Below are 19,535 nucleotides of genomic sequence, written 5' to 3'. Positions count from 1 at the left end.
TAGCATGGTGCAGCCTTAAAACTGCACCATGCTATTTTAATCTTTCTACAGATATGCCCTCTCCTAAATTTAAATACGGTTTCCTTGTCATAAGTACAGCGCTCTCTTTTACTCTGGCAAATTGTAAAAGCAAGCAGGACGAGCCTGCACCGGTAGTAAAAGAGCCTGTGGCGGAAGATGGTCCGACGCCTGTAAGCGAGGCTGCACTGGCTTTCCCGGGGGCAGAGGGCTTTGGGAAAGATGCCACTGGTGGCCGTGGAGGAAAGGTGCTAAAGGTAACGAACCTGAACGATTCCGGAGAAGGAAGTTTACGGGCAGCCATTACTGCAACAGGTGCCCGCATCATCATTTTTGAAGTATCAGGTACCATGGCCTTAAAGTCGAACCTGAACATCAATAACAGTGACATTACGATTGCCGGGCAAACAGCTCCCGGAGACGGTATTACACTCAAAAATTACCCTGTTAATGTAAACGCCGATAACGTCATCATTCGCTTTATGCGTTTCCGGATGGGCGACGAAGCACAGCAGGAGGCGGATGCCCTCGGCGGGCGGTTCCATAAGAACATCATCGTGGACCATTGCTCCATGAGCTGGTCTACAGACGAATGCGTTTCGTTCTACGCCAACGAGAATTTTACCTTGCAGTGGAGCATCATTTCGGAGAGCCTCCGGAACTCTGCGCACGCCAAGGGGGCACATGGGTATGGCGGTATCTGGGGCGGGAAGAATGCCTCGTTCCACCACAACCTGTTGGCGCACCACGACAGCCGGAACCCGAGGCTGGGCGAGGAAGCCGGTAAAGCCTTTGCCTTAACAGACCTGGTAGACTTAAGAAACAACGTGATTTACAACTGGGGCAACAACAGTGCTTACGGTGGGGAGGCCATGAATGTGAACATGGTGAACAATTACTACAAGCCGGGCCCTGTAACCACCAAAAAAGAACGCATCCTGTCCATCGATAAAAATAAGAACAGCGGCACAGAGGTATACGACATGTGGGGTAAATTCTACATCAACGGAAACTATGTAGAAGGCAGCACCAGGGCAACCAATGACAACTGGACCTATGGCGTCTTTAACCAGTTTCATGGCAGCTACGGAACAGTTTCGGAAGCCGACAAAGCAGCTATGAAGCTTTCTGAACCGCATCCTATTCAAAATAATGTCACCACCCACACCGCAGATGAGGCCTACCAGCGGGTGCTGGAGTATGGCGGGGCTTCCCTGAAACGGGATGCCGTAGACACCCGGGTGGTGGCGAATGTCCGCGACGGGTCTTTTACCGCGTCAGGCTCTAACGGTAGTGACAAAGGCATTATCGACAGCCAAAGTGATGTGGGAGGGTGGCCGGAACTGGCATCTGTAGCTGCGCCACTGGATACTGACAACGACGGCATGCCGGACGACTGGGAAAAAGAGCACAAGTTAGACCCGGCGAAAGCTAATGCAAACGGTAAAAGCCTAAGCACCGCCTACGATAACATTGAAGTATACATCAACAGCCTGGTAAAGGACATCATAGAAGCCCAGGTGAAATAGTGTTGTTCAGGGGATAAGTTTGCTTTTTGCAGAATCCTGCCTGGCCGTGTAAAAAGACTTCGCAGCGTGCGCAGCTCCTGCAAGTGTCTGAACAGGTACCGCTGCTATTGAATAAATACTTTAAACAAAGGAACATGAACGTTAGGGTAACATTCGGTTTGATAGTGCTTTCGCTGCTAAGCGCAGGAAGCGTATTGGCGCAAAACCTGAAAAAGGAGTTTCCGAAGTCCTTCACTATCACAGTAACTAACCCACTGGATCAGCAGCGGGACGATGTGATGGTATTGGTAGAAGGCGACGATATAAAAAAACATGCCGCTGCTTTTAACCCAAAGGCGTTCGTGGTGCTAGACGGTACTAAAGAAATTCCCAGCCAGTATAATACGAAAGACAGTGAGAACAGGGGCATCGTGGTGGTACTCGACCGGTTGGGACCCAAAGCCTCCCGCAACCTGACCATCCGCTATAACGAAACAGGCGCTGCCCCCCGCAACTATACCAAGCGCACACAGGCGGAGGTCTCTCATAAAGTGGGCGGCGAATTCCAGAACCGAAAATATATAGGCGGATCTTTCCAGAACGTGGATTCGCTTCGGGTGCCGGACGAGCATACTGACCACTCTTATTTTATCCGCTACGAAGGGCCCGGCTGGGAATCAGACAAAGTAGGCTACCGGTTTTACCTCGACTGGCGCAACGGCACCGATGTGTTCGGAAAGAAAACAAAAGACATGGTGCTGCAGCAGGTGGGGCAGGACGGCTTCGACTCTTACCACGACGAGCAGCCTTGGGGCATGGACGTGCTGAAGGTAGGCAAATCACTGGGTGTTGGTACGCTGGCCATGTTCCACGAGGGACAGGCAAAGCGCATGGCCGAAACCGACAGCATGATCAGCGTCATCACTGAAAACGGCAACGTGTATTCCTCTATCCGCACGAACTACTATGGATGGAACATAGCAGGCATGAAGCTGGATGTAACCTCCCATCTGAGCATACCTGCCGGCAGCCGCCTGACGCACCACCAGGTAGAAGTAAAAGGAGGCACGCCGCAGAATCTGAGCACAGGTCTGATTAAAGACAAGCGGGCCAATTTCACGACCAGAACAGGTAAAGCGCAGCACTGGGGCTATATAGCCACCTATGGCAAACAAAGCCTGAACGGCGAAGGGGATAACCTGGGGATTGCCGTGCTGTTCCGCATGAAAGACCTGTTGGAGATTACAGAAGATGAGCTCAGCCATGTGGTACAGCTAAAGCCTTCCGGTAACAAGGTGGAGTATTACTTTCTGGCAGCCTGGGAGCTGGAGCCGGAGGGAATAAAAACAAAGACAGATTTTATTAAATACCTGAATAAAACAGCACAGGAACTCGAAAACCCGGTGCAGGTACAGTTCACCTCCAAGCCAAAGATGTAAACCATACGTTGCGTGCTGAACTTGAATCACATAAAAACAGAATGCATAAAAAGAATACCCTTACCCGAATCATCACGTTTTGCCTGGGGCTGCAACTGGCAGGCACAGCCGCCTGTTCCCAGCAAACGGCCAGTACCACTACGGCAGCGGAGCCAACAACCGTGGCAGTGAAGCAGGAACCGGAAGCAGCACAAGCACTGGCATTTCCGGGAGCCGAAGGCTTTGGGAAGTACACCACAGGCGGGCGCGGCGGACAAGTGGTCGTGATCACGAACCTGAACGATGAAGGTCCCGGTAGCTTACGCGAAGCCATCCGGAAAAAAGGCCCGCGTATAGTTGTTTTTGCCGTGTCGGGCTACATTGATTTAAAGTCACCCCTGGACATCAACAACAGCGATATTACCCTTGCGGGGCAGTCAGCACCCGGAGACGGAATCACACTGCGCTATTACCCCATGAACATAAAAGCGGATAACGTCATCATACGCTACATGCGCTTTAGGATGGGCGATGTAGCAGGCGTACAGGCCGATGCGCTGGGAGCAAACAAGGGCAAGAGCAACATCATCGTCGACCACTGCTCTATGGGTTGGGCCACAGACGAAAGCGGTTCTTTTTACGACAACAAGAATTTTACTCTGCAGTGGTGCATTCTCTCAGAGAGCCTGAACCAATCGGTGCACGCGAAAGGAGACCATGGCTACGGTGGTATATGGGGCGGTGTAGGCGCCTCGTTCCACCATAACCTGATAGCGAACCATATGAGTCGTATGCCACGCTTTAGCGGTTCCAAGACAACAGCAAACTCCCCGGACGAATTAGTGGACTTCCGCAACAACGTCATTTATAACTGGGGCGGGAACAGTGTGTATGGCGGTGAAAAAGGGCGCTACAACATGGTGAACAACTACTATAAACCAGGACCTGCCACACCAAAATCAAAGAAAGACAGGCTGCTGGAGCCATATGCGCCTTACGGGCAGTTCTATATGAATGGGAATGTAATGGAGGGAAACCCGGAGGTGACGCAGTACAATGCCCTAGGGGTAAGTTTGGACCATCCTGATTCGGCGCTGGTTGCGAACCCCTTTGAGACAGCTGCAGTACGCGAACAGGCTGCAAAAGAAGCCTATGAGTTGGTGCTGGCAAACGCCGGGGCAAGCCATAAACGAGACAAGGTGGACGAGCGTGTTTTGCGGGAAGTGCGGCAGAACAACCCGGCAAGCGGTAAAAACAAGAACGGCATCATCGACTCGCAGCAGGATGTGGGTGGGTGGCCGAAACTGAATGCAGGAACTGCCCCCGCCGATAGAGACCAGGACGGTATGCCGGACGAGTGGGAAAAGAAGCAGAAGCTGAACCCAGCCGACGCTGCCGATGCCGCTGCCTATACTTTAGACAAGCAGTACACCAACATCGAAGTATACCTGAACGGGTTAGTCAACAAAAAAGAGAAGATATGAAGCTATTAACCACCCTGCTTTTTTTTCTGAGTGTTCTTGCTGCTCAGGCACAACAGCAGCGGCTGGTGGTAGCCCTGGACGGCAGCGGCGACTATACTAGTATACAGGAAGCCGTGGATGCTGTACGTGCTTTCCCGTTAGAGCGTGTGGAGATATTCATCCGGAATGGCGTGTACCGCGAGAAACTTGTGGTACACTCCTGGAAAACAAGTATTTCCCTAATCGGCGAAAGCAAAGAGAACACGATTATCCGTTGGGGTGACTATTCCGGCAAAGGCGATATCAATACCTTCACCTCCTATACGGTACTGGTGCAGGGGAACGATTTCCGGGCAAAGAACATCACCTTTGAGAATGTAGCGGGACCGGTGGGGCAGGCGGTGGCACTGCACGTGGAGGCTGACCGCTGCGTGTTCGAGAACTGCCGCATCATTGGGGATCAGGACACGCTGTATGCCGGTGTAAACAATAGCCGGCAGTACTACAAAGACTGTTATATAGAAGGCACCACGGACTTTATTTTCGGGCCCGCCACGGTTGTATTCGAGAACTGTACCATCCATTGTAAAAAGAACTCTTACATCACGGCGGCCTCTACACCCCAGGGCCAGGAGTATGGGTTTGTTTTTCTGAATTGCACCATCACCGCTTCTGACGAAGCTCCCAAAGTATACCTGGGCCGTCCCTGGAGAGCATATGCCAAAACAGTATTTATCAACACCACCCTTGGCGACCATATCCGGCCGGAGGGCTGGCATAACTGGAATAAGCCGGAGGCGGAGAAAACTACCCTATATGCGGAGTTTAATTCCAAAGGCCCGGGTGCTGCGCCAAAAGCAAGAGTGGCGTGGTCAAAGCAGTTAACAGCGCGCGAAGCGGAGCGATATAAGGCTGAACAGGTGTTATCCGGGTGTGATGGGTGGAAGATAAATGGTGAGTGAGTGATTAATTGAATAATTTTTTTCTTATATTGTGCAATCGATTGCTCATAAAAGCATCTCTAATAAGTGTCTGTACATCAATAAAAGTGCAGGATATTAAGATAAGGCTGGGAAAAGGATTGCACACTTGTCCGTGACATAAAAAGGGTAAAGCAGTGTAACAGGTTGCAAGTGCCACAATAGCAGAACTGGATTAGCTTACATAGAATAGAAGAACCAAATAAATATTATTCATATTTAAACTTAAAGAATCTATGGGACGAGCATTACTTAGAAGCGGGAGGCACATGCTTACTTTCCTGCTTATGTTATTCTCTGTTGCAACAGTACTGGCGCAAAGCGCTACCGTCAGCGGCAGAGTAACGGATGAAAATGGCGATGGCCTGCCCGGTGTAACAGTGCTGGTAAAGGGTACAACCAATGGAACAGCCACTGGTGCGGACGGTGCTTATACTTTGCCGGTCACCACATCAGATGCCACGCTGGTGTTTTCCTTTATCGGTTACCAGCCACAGGAAGTGCAGGTGAACAACCGCTCTACAGTTAACGTGTCGCTGGCTCCGGATTCCAGGGCACTGGAAGAAGTGGTGGTGATTGGATACGGCACCGTGAAAAAATCAGATCTCACGGGTTCAGTAGCCTCTGTGCGTGGCGAAGACCTGACGGCAATACCGGTTACCAACGGCCTAGAGGTAATGCAGGGGAAAGTGCCAGGCCTCGACCTGACCAGAACGAGCGGACAGGCAGGAGCCGGTCTGAACTTCAACATCCGGGGAAACAGATCAGTAAACGCAAGCAACCAGCCACTCATACTCGTGGACGGTATACGCTACGACGGTCCGCTTGATGTGAACCCCAACGACATTGCCTCTATGGAGGTGCTGAAAGATGCCACTGCTACAGCTATTTATGGCTCGCTTGGCGCAAACGGTGTTATCCTGATTACGACCAAGAGTGGTGCGGCAGGCAAAACACGCGTTACACTTAACTCTTACTATGGCATCCAGACCAGAAACGGTTACGCGGATATCATGACAGGTCCTGAGTGGGTGCAGCTGCGCAGAGAAGCCCGCCGAACAGTGGGAGAGTGGGATGGCCCGGAAGATGATGAGCGGATACTGCCACCGGCACAATTCGAAAACTTCCAGAACGGCATCTGGACAGAGTGGGGAGAAGAGCTTATCGGCACCGGAAGCCAGCAAAACCACCAGATAGGAGTTTCCGGCGGAAGCGATAAAATCAATTACTATTTCTCCACAGAATATTTTAATGAGAAGGGCCTGCTGGCAAACGACCAGTTGGAGCGTTACAGCGGCCGCATGAACATTGGCTATAATCTGCTGGACAACCTGAAGCTGAGCACCAACCTGATGTATACCTACAGGGACCGCGACATCAGGAGAGACCCCCTAAACCAGGCAAACAAGATGAGCCCGCTGGGTGCGCCCTATGACGCTGAAGGAAACCTGGTAACTTTCCCGGTAGGCGATGCCTCCACCTTAAACCCGCTGGTGGATGAGCAGCCGGGTAACTATGAGAACAACGATGTAAACAGGCGCTTTTTCGGTAATCTGTCGCTTGACTACACACCGATTGAGAACCTGACGCTTACCTCCCGCTTTGGTATTGATCAATCCAATAACCGCAACGGTTTGTTCGCAGCCACCAACACCATCGAGACCGGCCCGAACGGACTCTCCCTTGCACGGGCTGAATTGGGTAACTTTTCCCGGTTTACGTGGGAGAACTTTGCCAACTATAACAAGACGCTGTCTGAGAACCACGAGCTTTCTGCCACCCTTGGCACCAGTATCTGGTCTGAGCGAACAGAATTCTTTTCGGCACAGGGCAGAGACCTGCTTTCTTCCACGCTGTTGTTTTATAACCTCGGTGCCACCCAGACGGCCTTCCAACTGAACAGCAGCCTGGTAGAGCGAAGCATGGCTTCTTTCTTTGGGCGTGTCAACTACAAACTCTTTAATAAGTACCTGTTCACAGGGGTGTTGCGGACAGATGGCTCGTCAGTGCTGGCAGAAGGCAGGAAATGGGATTATTTTCCTTCCGCGTCAGTGGGCTGGTTGCTGAAGGAGGAAAACTTCCTGCGCGACGTGAATTTCATATCTGACCTGAAGCTTCGTTTAAGCTACGGCATCTCGGGCAACAGCCAGATAGATCCCTATCTGACATTGGGTGGCCTGGGCCGCTCTACCTATGCCTTCGACCAGGGCACAGCCGAATCTCCGGCATACGGCTACTACCCAGGGGCATTGCCAAACCCGAACCTGACCTGGGAAACAACAGCGACAGCGAATGCAGGCCTCGACTTCGGATTGTTCTACAACAGGGTGGTAGGTACGCTGGATGTATACCAGCAAAACACCAGGGACCTGCTGCTGGAAAGAAACCTGCCAACTACCACCGGTTATGAGCGCGTGATTGACAACGTGGGTGAGACGCGCAACCGTGGCGTGGAACTACAGTTAGGGACTATTAACCTGGACCAGCCAAACGGAATCAGGTGGAGTACTGATGTGAGCTTTGCCAGAAACAAAGAGGAAGTGGTGAAGTTGGCAGACGGTGTGGAGCGCGATCTGAGTTTTGGCGACTATGGTTTGCATGTAGGTCAGCCGCTGAACGTGTTCTACGATTATGAGAAGATTGGCATCTGGCAGTCAGGTGAGGAAGATGCGGCCGCTGTGAACCAGCAAAATCCGGGAGATATCCGGGTGAGAGACCAGGATGGTGACGGCGTGATTACCCCTGAAGACCGCATTGTAATAGGCAATGAGACCCCGGACTGGACGCTTGGCGTCACGAACAGGCTAGGTTACAAAGGGCTGGAGCTTTCCTTCATGGTATATGCCCGTATCGGACAAACCATCATCAGCGAGGCAGCCGGTTCCTATAAAGTAGACGGTCTGGAAAACGGACCGATGGTAGACTATTGGACACCGGAAAACCCAACGAACGCTTACCCAAGGCCAAACGCTGGCACCAGCAGATCCAGCACACGCTACTACTCTACCCTGCAGTACGTGGATGGTTCTTTTGTAAAGATGCGCGATATAACACTGGCTTACACCTTCCCGAATGCCATTTCGGAAAGGCTGAAACTCGCGCGCCTCAGAGCTTATGTTACCGCTAAGAACTACTTTATTCTGCACAGCGAAATAGCTCCTTATGATCCGGAAAGAGGCGGTGCGCTTAGCTTCCCGATGACAAAGCAAATGGTATTTGGCTTGAACCTCGAGTTTTAGCGACACAATCAAACCTGAAAAATCATGAAGAAGATATTATATAAATTCATACTTCCAGCCCTGCTTTTGGGCTCTGCGTCCTGCGAGTCTTTTCTGGATGAGGAAAACGTGTCTGGCCTTACCTCCGAGGGCTATTACTCCACCACAGAGGGCATTGAAAGCCTGGTGAACTCCCTGTACACGCCCATGCGCTTCTGGTACGGGAAAGAGAACGGCATTGCCTTAACAGAACTGGGTACTGATATTTTTACCCGTGGCAGCGGTATGGAGAACCCGCCGGTGGCGCTCTACAACTCTGACCTTTCAGGAGCTAACGGACCCATCACTTTTTACTGGACACGCTTGTATGCCGCCCTTAACGCGACAAATGCTGCCATCGCCCGCATTCCTGACTCTTCATTGCCTGCTGACTTAAAGCCGGTACGGGAAGGAGAAGCCCGCTTCCTGAGAGCATTTTACCTGTGGCACATCGTGGAAACTTGGGGCGGGGTGCATTTGGCAACAGATGAAACCATAGGAGTGTCCACCACGGCGAATCGTTCTTCTGTGGAGGCTTTTTATAACCAGATATTTGAGGACCTGCAATTTGCAGCGGCCAACCTGCCTGTTACCTCAAACCAGTATGGCCGCGTAACCAAGCCCGCAGCAGAGGCTTTTATGGCGCGCATGCACCTGTACCGCGGTAATTATGCAGAGGCCTCACAACTGGCACAAAAAGTAATCAGTGACTATAACTTCAGCCTAGTGCCAACTTATGAAGGGTTATGGGACATCGACAATGTTGGCAATTCTGAGGTAGTATGGAACGTGAATTTTACTGCTGATCTCGTACTCAACAGGGAGTTCGACGGCCTGACCAACTCCAGCAGCGACGACATCCTGCTGCGTGATGGCGGCAACAACTCGCACCTGTTTTTCCTGATGACCTATGATCAGTTGCCGGGCATGCAGCGTGATATCACGTATGGCCGTCCGTTTGCCCGCTTTATGCCAACGGCACACCTGCTGGACCTTTTTGACGAAACAAAAGATGCCCGCTACGACGTCACTTTTCAGACGGTATGGTACGCAAACAAGCCCGGCACCTACAACGTCACCTCTTCTGACGGCACACAGCGCTCCGTAAGCTTTGCCGCCGGAGATACGGCCATCTATGCCACCAAGTATGTGGTGCCAAACGCAGTGAAGGATGCAACGACTTATACCATCATCGACAGAAGCAGAACCTATGATGTAAGTGCGGGGGATGCGCCGCAGGTAAGAGACCGGTTTATGTCGCTGAAGAAGTTCCTGGATACTTCCCGCCCAACTATCTCACAGATGTCGGGACGGCGCGATGCTTACGTTATCCGCCTGGCTGAAATGTACCTGATCGTAGCAGAAGCTGAGATGATGCTGGGTAACATGTCTGAAGCGGTTGAACATATGAACGTGGTACGCAGAAGAGCCGCTCTGCCCGGACAGGAAGCGGAGATGGAGATAAGCGCAGACCAACTGGACATTGACTTCATACTGGATGAGCGTGCCCGGGAGTTTGCCGGTGAGCAGCAGCGCTGGTTCGACCTCAAGCGCACGAATAAACTGGTAGAGCGGGTGCAGGCATATAACCCCGATGCCGCGCCTAACATACAACAGTTCCACAGTGTAAGACCTATCCCGCAGGCACAACTGGATGTGGTTTCCAACCCTGGTGAGTTTACCCAAAACGAAGGCTACAACTAATAAGGGCAGCAGCGGGAGGCAAAACTTTGTTTCCCGCTGCTTAATCCATAAGTTATAAGCCAAAACGAACTGAAACTGTCAGCATGATTAAAGACGAGAAGAAAATGACGTTTATCAAATTTACTTTCCCCATTCTGCTGTTGCTGGCTGTAGCCTGCCAGCAGGGCAAGCCTGCGGCAGAACTTGCTACAGAGCAGGAACAGCAGCCTCAGTCTACAGATAAACCTTACTCCGTCTGGATGGCCGACTCCGACATCAAGCGCAATCCGGAAGGCTGGATGATTGATTTCAAGGAGAAGCCGAAATGGGACTATACCCAAGGGCTGTTCGCCAGCGCTATTGAAAGGGTCTATGACAAAACCGGGGATGAAAAGTACCTGAACTACATCCAGGCCTTCGCCGACACCATGATCAGCGAAGACGGGACCATCATGACCTATAAAAAAACAGACTATAACATCGATCGTGTAAACCCTGGTAAGTTCCTGATGGAGCTGTACAAGGAGACAGGCGACGAGAAATATAAACTGGCTTTAGAGGAACTACGCGACCAGATGCGCACGCACCCGCGGACATCCGAAGGTGGCTTCTGGCACAAGAAAATATACCCGCACCAGATGTGGCTCGATGGTTTGTACATGGCTTCTCCCTTCCTGGCACAGTATGGGGTGGAGTTCAACGAGCCTGCGCTGTTTGATGAGGTAACGAAGCAAATCAGCCTGGTAGACAAGTACACCTGGAACAGCGAGAAAGGGCTCTGGCACCACGGCTGGGACGAGAGCCGTGAGCAGAAGTGGGCCGATCCGGAGACAGGTAAATCACCGAATGTATGGGGCCGCGCGATGGGTTGGTATGCCATGGCGCTAGTGGATGTGCTGGATTACCTCCCGGAAAATCATCCAAGGAGAAACGAGGTGCTGCAGATTACGCAGAAAATGGCCAATGCTCTTACACAGTACCAGGACAAGGACACAGGCCTTTGGTGGCAGGTGGTGGACATGGGCGGCAAAGAGGGCAATTACCTGGAGGCTTCTGCTTCCAGCATGTTTACTTATTTCCTGGTGAAAGCTGCTAAGAAAGGCCATATCGACCAGCAGTACATGCAGCACGCTGAAAAGGCATATACTGGTATCCTGAACAATTTCATAGAAAAGAATGCCGATGGCTCCATCAGCATCACCAACGTGTGTGCGGTGGCCGGCCTGGGCGGTAATCCTTATCGTGATGGTACTTATGAATACTACATCAACGAAGAGCGCCGCAATAACGATCCAAAGGCAGTGGCTCCTTTTATCATGGCCTCGCTTGAGTTCGAAGAACTGAATAAAACGGCATCTAAATAACGCAAAAGCATTTGAATGAACCCACCCCTGCCCCTCCCAGGAGGGGAATTACACACATAAGGAAAATTCCCCTCCTGGGAGGGGCAGGGGCGGGTAAAGATGTTTCAACGCACTCTTTGATATCATTCCGCAAACGAGTTTATAAAACCAAGACACCATGACCATAAAAAAACACGCTTACTTCCTTGCCTTCCTGCTCTGCCTGGTGCTAAACCATGTGCAGGCGCAAAAGCATGATTTTGTGGTGGCCAAAGACGGAAGCGGTGATTTCTTAACAGTGCAGGAGGCCATTAACGCGGTACCTGATTTCAGAAAGAACCAAACTACGATTCACATCAAAAACGGGGTCTATAAAGAGAAGCTGGTACTGCCGCCTTCTAAAACCGCTGTGAAGTTTGTGGGGGAAGACGTGCAGAAAACCATTCTGACGCATGACGACTATGCGGCGAAGAAGAACCGCTTTGGCGAAGAGATGGGCACTACCGGTTCCACCAGTTTCTATGTTTTTGGAGATGATTTCTCAGCCGAAAACATCACCTTCGAGAATTCAGCCGGACCAGTAGGGCAGGCTGTGGCGGTGCGCGTGGACGGGGATAAAGTGATGTTTTCCAACTGCCGCTTTCTAGGCTACCAGGATACACTCTACCCGCATGGCGAAAAGAGCCGCCAATATTATAAGAACTGCTACATAGAAGGCACCACTGACTTTATTTTCGGCTGGTCTACTGCTGTGTTCGAAGACTGTGAGATTTTCAGCAAGGAGGGAGGAAGCTATATAACGGCGGCCTCTACTTTAGAAGAAACACCCTACGGCTTCGTGTTCCTGAACTGCCGCCTCACAGGCAATGCGCCTGCCAACTCCTATTACCTGGGCAGGCCCTGGAGGCCCTATGCCAAATCCGTTTTTATCAACACCTACATGGGCAACCATATCAAGTCGGAAGGCTGGCACAACTGGAATAAGCCGGATGCTGAAAAGACATCTTTCTACGCGGAGTATAACTCGAAAGGTCCGGGTGCCAATGCAGCCAAACGTGTGAATTGGTCGCATCAGCTCTCAAAAGAACAAGCCGAAAATTATACCCTGGAGAAGATTTTTGGTGATTGGGTGCCGGGTAAGCCAACAGCTTCAGCCAGTAAATAGTAGAGCGCCAGCTTTTGCGCAGGGGCCAGTACAGTATGAATGAAAACCGCATAAACAGTTTCACCATGATGCACAACCGCTTCTTTTTATATGCCAGCCTGGCAATTTCCTGTTGGAGTTATTCCTGCTCGCAGGGCGTAACTCAAAGCAAGACAACCGAAAACACAACGGCAGCTACCTCCACTCAAACTGCCACAGAGGTTTCAAAGGTATGGGTGGCAGATCAGGGAGATGGTACCTACAATAACCCTATCATTCACGCCGATTATTCTGACCCGGATGTGTGCCGCGTAGGCGATGACTATTACATGACTTCCTCCAGCTTCAATGTTGCCCCTGGTTTGCAGATTTTGCACTCCAAAGACATGGTGAACTGGAACATCATTGGCTATGCCCTGGACTATAACACACCCATCGAACATTTTGCGAAGCCGCAGCATGGCAACGGCGTATGGGCACCTGCTATCCGGCACCATAATGGGGAATTCTACATTTACTGGGGCGACCCTGACTACGGCATTTATATGGTAAAGACCAAAGACCCGGCGGGGCAGTGGGAGGAACCGGTGCTGGTGCAGGCAGGAAAAGGCCTCATTGACTCCTGCCCGCTGTGGGATGAGGATGGCAACGCCTACCTCGTGCATGCCTATGCAGGCAGTCGCGCAGGTATTAAAAGCATACTGGTGGTAAATAAAATGAGCCCGGATGGCACGAAACTGCTGGATGATGGGGTGATGGTGTTTGACGGCCACGACGAGCACCCAACGGTGGAAGGGCCTAAGTTTTACAAGCACAACGGGTACTACTATATTTTTGCCCCTGCAGGCGGCGTGTCCACGGGTTGGCAGCTGGTGCTGCGCTCCAAAAACGTGTTTGGTCCATATGAGGAAAAAATCGTGATGGACCAGGGCAACACCAGCATCAATGGCCCGCACCAAGGCGCCTGGGTAAATACCCCTTCAGGCGAAGACTGGTTCTTCCATTTCCAGGATGTGGAGGCTTACGGGCGTATTGTGCACCTGCAGCCAATGAAGTGGGTGAACGACTGGCCGGTAATTGGCGTGGACAAAGACGGCGATGGCAAAGGCGAACCCGTGATGTCCTATAAGAAACCTGATGTCGGCAAGACTTATCCTGTCGTGACGCCACAGGAGTCGGATGAGTTTGAGGGAAACGGGCTTGGCCTGCAGTGGCAGTGGCATGCAAACCCAAAAGCAACCTGGGCTTTTGCAACAGGAAGCAAAGGAGCGTTGCGGTTGTTTACAGACCAGCTCCCGGAAGATTATAAAAACTTCTGGGATGTGCCGAACCTGCTACTGCAGAAGTTTCCGGCAGAAACCTTCACCGCCACTACCAAGCTGAAATTCTCCCCCAATCCAAAACTTCAGAACGAGCGCACTGGCCTGATTGTAATGGGTGAAGATTACGCTCACCTTTCACTTGTAAGCAAGAAGGATGGTATATACTTAGCCTTTAATACTGTAGACGATGCACACAAAAGTACGCCTGAAAGCGAGCAGTTGCTGGACAAACTGAACGGCAACGAAGCATACCTCCGGGTAGAGATAGATAAAGGTGCCCTGTGCCAGTTCAGTTACAGCGAAAACGGGAATGATTTCAAAAAAGTAGGCAACGCCTTTACTGCTGTTCCAGGCCGTTGGATTGGGGCCAAAGTCGGCATCTTTGCCACCAGAGAAGATAAAATAAATGATGCCGGCTATGCCGATTACGATTGGTTCAGGATCACACCAAATACATCCTCCACTTTCCAAAGCAAGAAATAAATACAAAGCATATGAATACAAAGAAGATATCCGTAAACCGGCTGTTACTGCTGATAGGGCTGACTGGTGCACTCCAGTTCTCCTGCCAGCGCCAGCCAACTGCTCAGGCAAACACAGCAACAGCTGCAACAGCTGCTGCTACAACAGGCACAGCTACAACCGCAGCAAATGCAACCACTAGTACGGCTGCAGATTTATACGAAGGCATTGAGTTTGACATGCCGCGGGTACAGGAGCCAACATTCCCGAACTACAGTGTCAGCATCGCAGACTTTGGTGCCGTAGGCGACGGACTTGTGAAGAACACGCAGGCGTTTGAGAAAGCCATTGCCGATGTTTCAGCGAAAGGTGGTGGCAAAGTTGTAATACCGCGTGGTATGTGGCTGACAGGTCCAATTGTACTGCAGAGCAATATCAACCTGCATGCCGAGGAAGGGGCCATGGTCATTTTCAGCGAAGACTTCAATGATTATCCACTTGTTCAAACCAGCTTTGAGGGTTTAGAGACCTACCGGTGCCAGTCACCGATTTCGGCAAGAGGGGTGGAGAATATCGCCATTACGGGCAAAGGTACTTTCGACGGCTCCGGCGATGCCTGGCGGCCAGTAAAGAAAAGCAAAATGACTGATGCCCAATGGAAGAACCTGGTAAAATCAGGTGGCGTGGTGACCGAAGACGGCAAGATGTGGTACCCTTCTGCAAATTCCATGAAAGGGGATACACCGGGCAGTAATTTCAACGTGCCCACACACCTGAAAACAAAAGAGCAGTACGAGGCCGTAAGGGACTTCCTGCGCCCAGTAATGGTAAGCCTGATTGAGTGTAAAAAAGTGATGCTGGACGGACCTACTTTCCAGAACTCACCTGCCTGGAACCTGCACCCGCTCATGAGCGAGGATGTTACCATCCGTAACCTGAACGTGCGCAACCCCTGGTACTCCCAGAACGGCGACGGTTTGGATCTGGAGTCGTGTAAGAATGCCGTTATCCATAACAATACCTTCGATGTGGGCGACGATGCCATCTGTATCAAATCCGGTAAAGATGAGGACGGTCGCAAAAGAGGCATGGCCACTGAAAATGTGATTGTGAAGAAAAACACGGTATACCACGGCCACGGTGGCTTTGTGGTAGGCAGCGAGATGTCTGGTGGCGTAAAGAACGTGCACGTTTCCAACTGTACGTTTATGGGTACGGACATCGGCCTGCGCTTTAAGAGCACGCGCGGCAGAGGCGGGGTGGTAGAGAACATCTACATCTCCAACATCGACATGATTGATATCCCAACACAGGCCATCAGCTTTAACCTGTTTTATGGTGGCAACTCGCCTGTACTGGAAGAAGACCAGAGCGCAGACACAGAAGCAAGAGTAGAAAAACTGGTGCCCGTTACGGAAGAGACACCTTCTTTCAAGGACATCTACATGAAAAACATCAGAGTAGCCGGAGCAGAGCAGGCAGTAGCATTACAGGGCCTGCCCGAGATGAACCTGCAAAATGTAAACATTGAGAATGCGGTGCTGAAGGCGAAGAAAGGCATCACGGCGGTAGACACTGATGGTATCAACCTAAAGAACGTGAAAGTGATAACGGAAAGTGGTCCTGCGCTGACCATCTACAACAGCAAGAATATCGATGTGAAGGGTTTGTCTTATGACGAGAAACAGGGACCTGTGGTAAAGGTAATGGGGCCGCTGACAAAGAACGTGAAGCTCGAAAGCAAAGACTTCAAAAACGCTTCACAGCAGGTATCCAAAGGCAAAGACCTGAACAACACGGCACTCACCATGGAGCAATAGTATATGAAGCAGAAAGCAGCCCATGGTTAGCATAAGCTGCTTTCTGTAAATTGTATAAATCCTTTGCCACTACTCAATCAGTTAACGCAATTGTAATAAAAAACTATGAACAGGACTCGCGGTAGGAGGAATTGGAGTTATTCTAAGCCAGTAAGCCCGGGACAACTGATTGTGGATATTAAATCTAATGGATTATTAAAATGTGAGCTCAAATCTCTAAAACGCACAGTTGTTCTACTGGCGTTTTTCCTGCTGTGCTGCATCTCTTCTACCAGTTGTACCGGCCAAACACAGACTGCTCAAACTGCTGAGTCTATCAGGTGGGGCAGGGGCATACTACAGCAGAATCAGGAGTGGTATTCCGGTTCTGAAGCTGTCCGCATCGCCGACAATCTCCTTTTGTATCAGCGCAATAATGGTGGCTGGCATAAGAACACGGATATGGCAAAAATTTTGTCTGAGGAAGAGAAAGAAGTGCTCCTATCCAAAGCAGAAAAGGAGGATGTAGCAACAATTGATAATGGTGCCACCTTCACACAGCTGGAATACATGGCGAGGGTGTATGAGGCTACGGGGCAGGAGAAATACAAAAAAGGCTTTCTGCGGGGACTGGACTATTTGTTGGAGGCCCAATACGAAAATGGCGGATGGCCACAATACTATCCTATTCGAAAAGGATATTATGAGCACATCACTTTTAATGATGGGGCCATGATCGGAGTGATGCAGCTGTTACGCGATGTGGCTCAAAGAAAAGAGCCTTATACCTTTGTAGACGCTGCACGAAGAAATCTGGCAGCTAAAGCCATCGAAAAGGGCCTGCATGTAATTCTGCAGACACAGATAAAAGTAGACGGCAGGCTAACCGCATGGTGTGCACAGCACGACCGCCACGACTTAACTCCTCAGAAAGCCCGTGCTTATGAGTTACGATCTGTCAGCGGTGGTGAAAGCGTGGGCATTGTAAAGTACCTGATGGAAATAGAGAACCCAAGCCCGGATATAGTGCGTGCCGTGGAGGGAGCGGTATCGTGGCTGGAGCGTGTAAAGATAACCGGAATCCGGGTGGATAGGGTAAAGGATCCTTCCATGAAAAGAGGCCATAATGCAGTAGTGGTCAAAGACCCCTCGGCACCTCCCTTGTGGGCCCGTTTTTATGAGATAGGAACAAACAAGCCGATGTTTGTAGGCCGTGATGGAATTGTGCGGGACAAACTTTCAGAGATAGAGGAGGAGCGAAGAAATGGCTATAGCTGGTACGTCAGTTCCCCGCAGGAGCTGCTGGAGAAAGATTACCCTGACTGGAAGCAGAAGTGGGGGACTACACAAAAATAAGTTGCCTGAAAAAATTTACGCTGGTTGCCTTCGCTCAGAGATAACAGCAGCGGTAGATCCTAAAAACTCCAAAGCGCTGGCGGCACATATTTTTAAGCAAAGCGCTTGAATGAATGATAAATGCTATGTACAATATGATGACCAAGAGTTTAATATTTTTTAAAAATGCGATACGATGGGGGCTGTTTGTCCTCCTGATGCTCCCCCTGCTCAGCCACATCCAGAAGAAAGAAACCACCATTTTCCTGATAGGAGACTCTACGTTGGCAGACAAACCCTACAGCAAAGGCAATCCGGAGAAAGGTTGGGGACAGGTATTCCCGCTTTACCTGCAGGAAGGCGTAAAGGTAGAGAACCATGCGGTGAATGGGCGGAGTACCAAGAGCTTCCGCGACGAAGGCCGCTGGGACAAAGTGCTACAAAAGCTAAAAAAGGGCGACTACGTCATCATCGAGTTCGGCCACAACGACCAGAAAGACCAGGACCCTAAACGCTACGCTGCACCCGAAACAGACTACCGCAAGAACCTGGAGCGCTACATCTCAGAGACGCGGGCAAAAGGTGCCATACCGGTGCTGGCCACACCTATTGTGCGAAGAAAGTTCGAAGACGGTGAACTCACCGATACGCATGGTAAGTATCCGGAGGTGGTAAGGGAAATGGCTGCGAAACAGAATGTCCCTCTGCTGGACCTAGAGAAACGCACGAAAGAACTGGTGTCTCGCTATGGCGAAGAAAAGTCCAAGGCGCTGTTCCTGCACCTGGAGCCCAACGAGTATGAGTCGCTGCCGGAAGGACGCTCTGATGACACGCACCTGTCGGCTTATGGCGCATTTAGAGTGAGCGACTTGGTGGCCGAGGAAATGCAAACGGCTTTACCAGAAGTGGCCAAACGGCTGAAAAAGTAAGCTATATTTCATAATCTATTCCTATGAAAAAGTACATCGGTATCCTTCTATTATTAATCAGTATAGCCTTTGCTGCTTTCGCGCCTTTAAAGAAAAATCCGGTAAAAGTATACCTCATCGGGGATTCAACTGTCGCGGATTATACCGGAGACTATGACGCTGAAGACTACATGGCCACACGCTATCCGGTAGCAGGGTGGGGGCAGGTATTCCAACCGTTTATGCGCCCTGACAGCCTTCGGCAGATCAGGAATATCATCAAAAGCGACAGTGTAGTGGTAGTAGACAAAGCAAGAGGCGGCCGTAGCACACGTACTTTTTTTGAAGAAGGCCGTTGGGCAGAAGTTTATAATGCGCTGCAGAAAAATGATGTGGTGATGATGCAGTTCGGGCACAACGATGCCGCCGAAAACAAGCCGGAGCGTTACACCAATGTACCCGCTTATAAAGAGTATCTGCGGCTGTATGTAAAACAGACGCGCGAAAAAGGCGCACTGCCCATACTCCTCACACCCGTTAACCGCAACTATCCCTGGAAAGACAGCAATCTAAGTAATGTGCACGGCGAATACCCGCAGGCGGTAAAAGACGTAGCCAAAGAACTAAACGTGCCGCTCATCGACCTGACACAGCTGTCCATTGATGCCTTCACAGCCAAAGGGCAGGAGTATGTCACCGACCACTACTTCATGAACCTGCCAGCTGGCAAGTATGAAGCCTATCCGGACGGGCAGAAGGACAATACGCATTTCCAGCCAGAGGGAGCCAGGGCAGTGGCCCAACTGGTATACAACGGTATGAAAAAACTTAAGCCGGCAGAGCCGACGGCGAAGAAGTAAAGGTGAGGCAGGAGGTGGAAATATCAGCAGCAAAC

At 50.9% G+C, this 19,535-nt stretch carries 13 protein-coding genes; all 13 read left to right on the top strand.

Annotation, left to right across the window (positions count from 1 at the left end):
* Positions 1 to 53: 53 nt before the first annotated feature.
* Positions 54 to 1,547 carry a pectate lyase gene (locus DXT99_RS09630; protein WP_115565334.1) on the top strand — a complete coding sequence of 498 codons (1,494 nt, stop codon included), beginning with the start codon at positions 54 to 56 and terminating at the stop codon, positions 1,545 to 1,547.
* A gap of 134 nt (positions 1,548 to 1,681) precedes the next feature.
* The gene (locus DXT99_RS09625) at positions 1,682 to 2,965 is read left to right on the top strand and encodes a DUF4861 domain-containing protein (protein WP_115565459.1); all 1,284 of its coding nucleotides are present in this window, start codon (positions 1,682 to 1,684) and stop codon (positions 2,963 to 2,965) included.
* Between the two features lie 41 nt (positions 2,966 to 3,006).
* Positions 3,007 to 4,428, top strand: coding sequence for a pectate lyase family protein (locus DXT99_RS09620; protein ID WP_115565333.1), 1,422 nt, complete (start codon positions 3,007 to 3,009; stop codon positions 4,426 to 4,428).
* Positions 4,425 to 5,369, top strand: coding sequence for a pectinesterase family protein (locus tag DXT99_RS09615; RefSeq protein WP_115565332.1), 945 nt, complete (start codon positions 4,425 to 4,427; stop codon positions 5,367 to 5,369). Before DXT99_RS09620 ends, DXT99_RS09615 begins: the two co-directional genes overlap by 4 nt.
* A gap of 254 nt (positions 5,370 to 5,623) precedes the next feature.
* Positions 5,624 to 8,626, top strand: a complete 3,003-nt coding sequence (locus DXT99_RS09610; protein ID WP_115565331.1) for a SusC/RagA family TonB-linked outer membrane protein — start codon at positions 5,624 to 5,626, stop codon at positions 8,624 to 8,626.
* A gap of 24 nt (positions 8,627 to 8,650) precedes the next feature.
* Positions 8,651 to 10,348 (top strand): RagB/SusD family nutrient uptake outer membrane protein, encoded by a 1,698-nt coding sequence (locus DXT99_RS09605; protein WP_115565330.1) that lies wholly within the window; start codon positions 8,651 to 8,653, stop codon positions 10,346 to 10,348.
* Between the two features lie 83 nt (positions 10,349 to 10,431).
* Positions 10,432 to 11,691 (top strand): glycoside hydrolase family 88/105 protein, encoded by a 1,260-nt coding sequence (locus DXT99_RS09600; RefSeq protein ID WP_246000619.1) that lies wholly within the window; start codon positions 10,432 to 10,434, stop codon positions 11,689 to 11,691.
* 157 nt (positions 11,692 to 11,848) lie between these two features.
* Positions 11,849 to 12,835, top strand: a complete 987-nt coding sequence (locus DXT99_RS09595) for a pectinesterase family protein (protein WP_115565329.1) — start codon at positions 11,849 to 11,851, stop codon at positions 12,833 to 12,835.
* Positions 12,836 to 12,870: 35 nt separating this feature from the next.
* Positions 12,871 to 14,619 (top strand): glycoside hydrolase family 43 protein, encoded by a 1,749-nt coding sequence (locus DXT99_RS09590; protein ID WP_246000617.1) that lies wholly within the window; start codon positions 12,871 to 12,873, stop codon positions 14,617 to 14,619.
* 11 nt (positions 14,620 to 14,630) lie between these two features.
* Positions 14,631 to 16,418, top strand: a complete 1,788-nt coding sequence (locus DXT99_RS09585; protein WP_115565328.1) for a glycoside hydrolase family 28 protein — start codon at positions 14,631 to 14,633, stop codon at positions 16,416 to 16,418.
* Positions 16,419 to 16,859: 441 nt separating this feature from the next.
* The gene (gene pelA / locus DXT99_RS09580) at positions 16,860 to 17,753 is read left to right on the top strand and encodes a pectate lyase (RefSeq protein ID WP_246000616.1); all 894 of its coding nucleotides are present in this window, start codon (positions 16,860 to 16,862) and stop codon (positions 17,751 to 17,753) included.
* Between the two features lie 134 nt (positions 17,754 to 17,887).
* Positions 17,888 to 18,661 carry a rhamnogalacturonan acetylesterase gene (locus DXT99_RS09575; RefSeq protein ID WP_246000612.1) on the top strand — a complete coding sequence of 258 codons (774 nt, stop codon included), beginning with the start codon at positions 17,888 to 17,890 and terminating at the stop codon, positions 18,659 to 18,661.
* 23 nt (positions 18,662 to 18,684) lie between these two features.
* Entirely contained in the window at positions 18,685 to 19,500 is an 816-nt protein-coding gene (locus DXT99_RS09570; protein ID WP_115565326.1) for a rhamnogalacturonan acetylesterase, read from the top strand.
* Positions 19,501 to 19,535: the final 35 nt, after the last annotated feature.

Origin of the sequence: Pontibacter diazotrophicus (assembly GCF_003367245.1) — a bacterium.
In the GTDB taxonomy this organism is placed as follows: domain Bacteria; phylum Bacteroidota; class Bacteroidia; order Cytophagales; family Hymenobacteraceae; genus Pontibacter; species Pontibacter diazotrophicus.
The sequence above is the reverse complement of the archived record's forward strand: the minus strand, read 5'-3'. Positions and strand labels throughout refer to the sequence as shown.

Bases quoted from the DNA above. Each gene is read 5' to 3' on its own strand.
- DXT99_RS09630 (WP_115565334.1), top strand. From the start codon at position 54: ATGCCCTCTCCTAAATTTAAATACGGTTTCCTTGTCATAAGTACAGCG.
- DXT99_RS09615 (WP_115565332.1), top strand. From the start codon at position 4,425: ATGAAGCTATTAACCACCCTGCTTTTTTTTCTGAGTGTTCTTGCTGCT.
- DXT99_RS09600 (WP_246000619.1), top strand. From the start codon at position 10,432: ATGATTAAAGACGAGAAGAAAATGACGTTTATCAAATTTACTTTCCCC.
- DXT99_RS09595 (WP_115565329.1), top strand. From the start codon at position 11,849: ATGACCATAAAAAAACACGCTTACTTCCTTGCCTTCCTGCTCTGCCTG.
- DXT99_RS09585 (WP_115565328.1), top strand. From the start codon at position 14,631: ATGAATACAAAGAAGATATCCGTAAACCGGCTGTTACTGCTGATAGGG.
- DXT99_RS09605 (WP_115565330.1), top strand. From the start codon at position 8,651: ATGAAGAAGATATTATATAAATTCATACTTCCAGCCCTGCTTTTGGGC.
- DXT99_RS09620 (WP_115565333.1), top strand. From the start codon at position 3,007: ATGCATAAAAAGAATACCCTTACCCGAATCATCACGTTTTGCCTGGGG.
- DXT99_RS09570 (WP_115565326.1), top strand. From the start codon at position 18,685: ATGAAAAAGTACATCGGTATCCTTCTATTATTAATCAGTATAGCCTTT.
- DXT99_RS09575 (WP_246000612.1), top strand. From the start codon at position 17,888: ATGATGACCAAGAGTTTAATATTTTTTAAAAATGCGATACGATGGGGG.
- DXT99_RS09625 (WP_115565459.1), top strand. From the start codon at position 1,682: ATGAACGTTAGGGTAACATTCGGTTTGATAGTGCTTTCGCTGCTAAGC.
- DXT99_RS09590 (WP_246000617.1), top strand. From the start codon at position 12,871: ATGAATGAAAACCGCATAAACAGTTTCACCATGATGCACAACCGCTTC.
- pelA (WP_246000616.1), top strand. From the start codon at position 16,860: ATGGCAAAAATTTTGTCTGAGGAAGAGAAAGAAGTGCTCCTATCCAAA.
- DXT99_RS09610 (WP_115565331.1), top strand. From the start codon at position 5,624: ATGGGACGAGCATTACTTAGAAGCGGGAGGCACATGCTTACTTTCCTG.